6 protein-coding genes are annotated in these 5,018 nt (G+C 67.2%); 3 read left to right on the forward strand and 3 right to left on the reverse strand.

The window, feature by feature from the left end; genetic code table 11:
• Positions 1-257 (forward strand): serine hydroxymethyltransferase (locus AAGI46_15770; protein MEM1013665.1); only part of this gene is annotated, 257 nt, incomplete at its 5' end.
• A 4-nt stretch (positions 258-261) separates the two neighbouring features.
• Positions 262-864: a YdeI/OmpD-associated family protein gene (locus AAGI46_15775; protein ID MEM1013666.1), complete on the forward strand. Its 603-nt coding sequence runs from the start codon at positions 262-264 to the stop codon at positions 862-864.
• Here the strand turns inward: AAGI46_15775 and AAGI46_15780 are convergent.
• Positions 837-2,360, reverse strand: coding sequence for a hypothetical protein (locus AAGI46_15780; GenBank protein ID MEM1013667.1), 1,524 nt, complete (start codon positions 2,358-2,360; stop codon positions 837-839). The genes AAGI46_15775 and AAGI46_15780 overlap by 28 nt on opposite strands.
• 107 nt (positions 2,361-2,467) lie before the next feature.
• Here AAGI46_15780 and AAGI46_15785 point away from each other — a divergent pair, with 107 nt between their 5' ends.
• Positions 2,468-3,232 carry a hypothetical protein gene (locus AAGI46_15785; protein MEM1013668.1) on the forward strand — a complete coding sequence of 255 codons (765 nt, stop codon included), beginning with the start codon at positions 2,468-2,470 and terminating at the stop codon, positions 3,230-3,232.
• Here the strand turns inward: AAGI46_15785 and AAGI46_15790 are convergent.
• Together AAGI46_15790 and AAGI46_15795 are read right to left on the reverse strand one after the other, a co-directional pair.
• Positions 3,229-3,822, reverse strand: coding sequence for a hypothetical protein (locus AAGI46_15790; protein MEM1013669.1), 594 nt, complete (start codon positions 3,820-3,822; stop codon positions 3,229-3,231). The two genes, AAGI46_15785 and AAGI46_15790, sit on opposite strands and share 4 nt — an antisense overlap.
• 175 nt (positions 3,823-3,997) lie before the next feature.
• Positions 3,998-5,018 (reverse strand): hypothetical protein (locus AAGI46_15795; GenBank protein MEM1013670.1); only part of this gene is annotated, 1,021 nt, incomplete at its 5' end.

Raw genomic sequence — 5,018 nt, forward strand, 5'->3', positions numbered from 1 at the left:
CCGCCGACGCGCTGGAAGCGGCCGGCATCATCGCCAACATGAACGGTGTGCCCAACGACTCGCGCCCGCCACGCCTCACCAGCGGCGTCCGCCTCGGCACCGCCGCTTTGACGACGCGCGGCCTTGTCGAAGACGACATCCACCACGTCGCCAACTTCATCGACCGCGCCTTCGCCGCCGTCGGCGACGACGCAACGCTCGCGAGCCTCCGGTCCGAAGTCTCAGTATTCGCGGGCCGGTTTCCGATGCCGAGCTGAGGGCATGGCACGCGCTGCCGAGCGGTACGAGGATTTTGAGCCCAAAGACCGGGCCTCATGGCGTCGCTGGCTTCAGCGGCATCACGCCAAGTCGGCGGGTGTTTGGCTGATCCGGCTGAAGCAGTCGGCAGGGCCGACGAACATCACGTACGACGAGGCATGCGAGGAGGCCATCTGTTTTGGCTGGGTCGACTCCCTGCCGCGGAAGCTGGACGAGACGCGGAGCAGGCTGCTCGTCACGCCGCGTAAACCCGGCAGCGGCTGGTCGAAGCCGAACAAGGATCGCGTGGCGAAGCTCGAGGCTGCCGAGCTGATGACGCCTGCCGGGCGGGCCGTCATCGACGCTGCCAAGGCCGACGGAAGCTGGACCAAGCTCGACGCGGTCGAGCGGCTGGACGTTCCTGGCGACCTCGCCGCCGCGCTCGATGATCACGACGGTGCCCGTCGCGAGTGGGACGACTTCCCGAGATCGGTCAAGCGCGGGATCCTGGAGTGGATCCTCCAAGCGAAGAAGGCCGAAACGCGCGCCAAGCGTGTGGCCGAGACGGCAAGCAAAGCGGCCATCGGCGAGCGGGCGAATCAGTGGCGATCGAAGACGCGGACGTAGGCGTCATCGGTCGCCAGCTCCCGATGCGGCAGGGCCGTCAGGTCGTCGAGCGGCAGGTTGACCATCGAGTGGTCGGCGTCCCAGACGTAGATCAGGGGCAGGCTCGGTGGGCGACGCCAGTCGTTGGGGGCCCAGAAGTAGGGGTGACGCGCGACGTCGGCGGCGAAGTCGGTCCAGGGGTTGTCGCCGACGACGTGGGCGTCGGGGTGCTCGCGGCGAAGGGTCTCGACCACGTCGACGACGGTGCGCTGGTGGTCCAGCAGGCGGTGCGGTCGAAAGGCGATCGCCATCTGCACGGCGGCAAGGCCGGCTAAGGCGGCGGCGAGGCGGGGCGTCCACGACGGGCGGACCATGATCAACGCGGCGACGATGAGGCCAGACATGGCGAACGGCCAGGGCGACCAGCCGTCGAACCAGATGCCCAGCGAGGCACCTCCAGCGACGACCATCGCGACCAGAGCAAGCTGGCGACGCGTCGCGTGGTCGGCATCGGCGAAGGTGGAGATCGCGGCCGCGACGCAAACGGCGGCCCAGGGTGCGGCCGGGAGCAGGAACCGCGCGTAGCCGCCGCTCTCGTGTGTGTTGATCATGAACAGCACGGTCTGGATCGCGATCAGCGACAGCAGCCCGCCCGCGCACAGGAGCAGGCCGGCCAAGGCCGGGCGGTACCGGAAGCGGTCGTCACGCCACCATCGGCGAAGCAGCGCGATCGCCCCGACGACGCCGAGCATGAGCGGCACGATGCCGAAGGCCTGGGCGCCCGCGCCGAGGTAGTGCAGCGGCCCGCCGTAGCCGAGGTGACCAGGATCGCCGCGTCCGGCGAACCGCAGGATCGGCAGCTCCGACAGCGGGTAGCCGAGCGCGGGCTTTGCCAGATTCCAGGCAATTTCCCCGAAAAGCAGCAACGGCAGTGACGACCACGAGCCACGCCACGCCAGCAGGATCGCTGCGGCCGGGAGGAGCAGAATGCCCTCGTGCCGCGTGAGCGGAACGAGCGAGAGCACGAGCGCTGCCCGTCGCGGGCGATCGCTCGCGAGGAGCCAAGTCCCCGCGATCGTGTAGAGGCCGGCGGTGGTCTCGGTGAGTGTCGTGTAGCCGAGCCGGAGGTAGAGCGGCATCGCAAGGAGCGCGACCGGAGCGAGCCAGGAGTAGCGATTTTCAAGGACAATCGTCGCTGTTTTCCACGTGAGCCATGTCGAGGCCGCGACGATGACGATGGTCAGCAGGCGACACGCGAAGAGGCCCTGCGCTGGCGTGCCGAGCCAGGCGACCAGGGCATAGGGCACCGTGAACCCCGGCCGGCCCCAGTCGTCGGCGAGGTACATCGGGTACGTCCACGACCACCGAGCCATGAGGTAGTGCGTGACGTCGTCGTCTTCGATCACGCCATCGCTGAGAAACGCGAGCACAACCAGGGCGGCGAGGACCAAGGCGACCCATGCCAACGCCAGCGGCGGCATGCGGGCGGGGACGTGAAGGTCGGACGCAACGCTCAAGGCGGACCACCATCGCGGAGCAGCGGCCGACGTCAACCCGGAGCGCTACCGCGTCGCATCCAACCGACGATCGGCCTTGGCCGGCCTGACCGGGCGTAGGTTTGGACGTGGCGACCGTCGTGCTGTGCCAGGGCTTCTTCGGCCGGTTCTTCGAGCTGGCGGCGGACGGCATCGGGCCGGTGCGGGTGCCGTCGATCCGCTACTTCGGCGGCATCAAAGAGATCCTCGAGGCCGACGGCCATCGCGTGCTGACGCCACAGACGCATCCGTCGGCCAGCATCGTCCGCCGGGCGACACAAATCCGCGATTTCCTGGGGAAAGAGCTGCATTCTGACGAACGCGTCCTCCTCGTCGGGCACAGCATGGGCGGGCTCGACTGCCGGCATCTGCTGACGCACCTTGGCGGCGACCGGTACGTCGACGCGCTCCTCACCGTCGCCACCCCGCACCAAGGATCGGCCGTCGCGGACTTTTGCGAGCGGCACCTCGAACAACGCGTCGGTTTCTACGGAATTTTGAACAAAACCGGCCTCAACGTCGAAGGGGCCGTCGATCTCACACGTGCCAAGGCCCAGGCGTTCAACCGGGAGACGCCCGACTGCCCGGGCGTCCGCTACTTCAGCATCAACACACGCACGCCGGTGGCGAAGATGAAGCCGTTCCTCCGGCCGGGCGGGGGCGTGCTGACCCGCGAGGAAGGGCCCAACGACGGGCTCGTCTCCGCCACGTCGGCCATCTGGGGCGAGTTACTGACGACCTGGCCGCTGGACCACTTTTCCACGCTCGACAAGCGCTGGCGGGCGGCAACGACCTCGGCCGCGCCGCTCTGGCGGGACGCGATCCGCGAGGTGCAGCGTCGCCTAAGTGCTTAATTGTCAAAGAGCAAGGCCGCCGGCTGCGGCTCGGGTCTCGGTGCTGGGCGATGGGCACGAAGCCTGGCGTGCTTCCACGCCCAGCGGGTCGCGGCATCGGGCTCGACGGGTCCGTCGAGCCGCTCCGTGGCGAACGCTGCATCGAGGTCGAGCATCGACTGCCGCAGCTTGGCCGTCTGGAGGAGCACGAAGGCCGTTGTGATCGAGCCGTCCGCCCACCCCGTCGGCGACTGGTGATCGGCAAGCCAACGCAGCGCCCGAGCCGATGCCTCGGGTGAGCGATCGGCCAAAGCCCGTATGGCCAAAGCGGTCTTGGCGGCCACGGCAGCGGCGTCGTCACCCGGCTCGGCAAAGCTGCCGTCGCGCGCCTGGGCCCAGGTGAGCGTCTCGCTCAGTTCGCGTGCGAAGGGCGTGTCGGGCTGCCCCAGCTCTCTCAGGCGGATCAGGCCGAAGGCGGCGGCGGTCACTCGTCCGGGGAGTCGCTGGTCGAGGGCGAGACGGCCTTCCGCTCGTCCGGCGACGAGCTCGCGGACGAGCTCGCGATGACGGCCGGTCTGCCAGAGACGACAAAGTTTTGCAACGGTGAGCATGATCGTCGGCCCGGCAACCGCGCCGGTGGGATCACGATAACGTACATCGACCGAACGAACAAGTCCCTAATTGGGTATCGGCCCGTACGCCGCGACGACCGCCGCCAACCTCGTTCTTTCCGTCCGGCGACCCGCTAGCGCTCAAGTCTGTACGAACACTGAGGAGCCGTCTCGCTCACTTCGACTTTTGCAGCTTCATGCGATATGCCGCGACCAGTTCTGCCGCCGCGGCGAGGCTGGCGGCGATGATCGGGTGGTTTGACTCCGGCGGCAGCAGCTCGACCTCGGCGATCCCGGCTTCCGTCGCCGCGGCGAGCACGTTGAGCGTGCCGATCGTGTTGACCCGGTAGCTCCACTCCGGCCGATCGGTGTCGGCGACGAGGGCAGCGTGCATGATCTTCGACGCACCCGCCGCCGCGTCACGAAGCGCATGCTCATCCATCACATCGGCCACGCGGAGCGGATCGCGGTTTGCCAGGGCCCGAGCAAGCGACGCATTAGAAGAGAGATTGTCGAACAGGAGGTTCCGTCCATTGCTATCACGCACACGAGATGCTGCCCGATCTGCAAAGGCACCAGTAATTAGTGTGAAGTTCGATTCGAACTTTGAATGAGTATACAGGCAATCCGTAGTGTTCGGAATAGAAGACAGCTCATGCGATTCCATTAATCGTAATAAAAGCTTATTGCGTCCATCGGCGGTGCGGAGTCCAAAGTGATATTCCCGCTCATCCGAGTGAAAACCATCGATCGTCGAAAGCTTTGGATCGAGATCGTCGAGGGCGTACCAGTAGACGCGGTCCGCCGGCGCGCCGAGGGCGTCGACGAACGTGCGAGCTTGGGCCAGCTCGTCGTGTCGCCACGTGCTGTAGCCGCACTCGGTGATCCAGATGTTGACGTCCGGGCGGCCGCACCAGTCGAGGCGTTCGCGGAGCCGTTGGACGCGAATCGGCCAGCCTTCCCAGTAGAACTCGAAGCTGAATGGGAAGCCGTGCACGCCGACGGCGTCGAAGTGTTCGAGCGACCCGTAGTCGTGGAGCATCGACAAGAAGTTCGGGTCGGCGTTGGCAAGGCCGCCGAGGAGGGTCTTCTTGCCGAAGGTGCGCGACCACTTCGCTGCGTGGCCGACCATGTCGCTGAAGTGTCGGTGGTCGCTGTCGACGGCGGCGTGCCACTCGCGGTGGGTGTCGGGCTCG

Source organism: Planctomycetota bacterium (assembly GCA_038746835.1).
Taxonomy (GTDB): domain Bacteria; phylum Planctomycetota; class Phycisphaerae; order Tepidisphaerales; family Tepidisphaeraceae; genus JBCDKH01.

Coding starts and splice junctions, on each gene's coding strand:
- AAGI46_15775 (MEM1013666.1), top strand. CDS start 262: ATGGCACGCGCTGCCGAGCGGTACGAGGATTTTGAGCCCAAAGACCGG.
- AAGI46_15790 (MEM1013669.1), bottom strand. CDS start 3,822: ATGCTCACCGTTGCAAAACTTTGTCGTCTCTGGCAGACCGGCCGTCAT.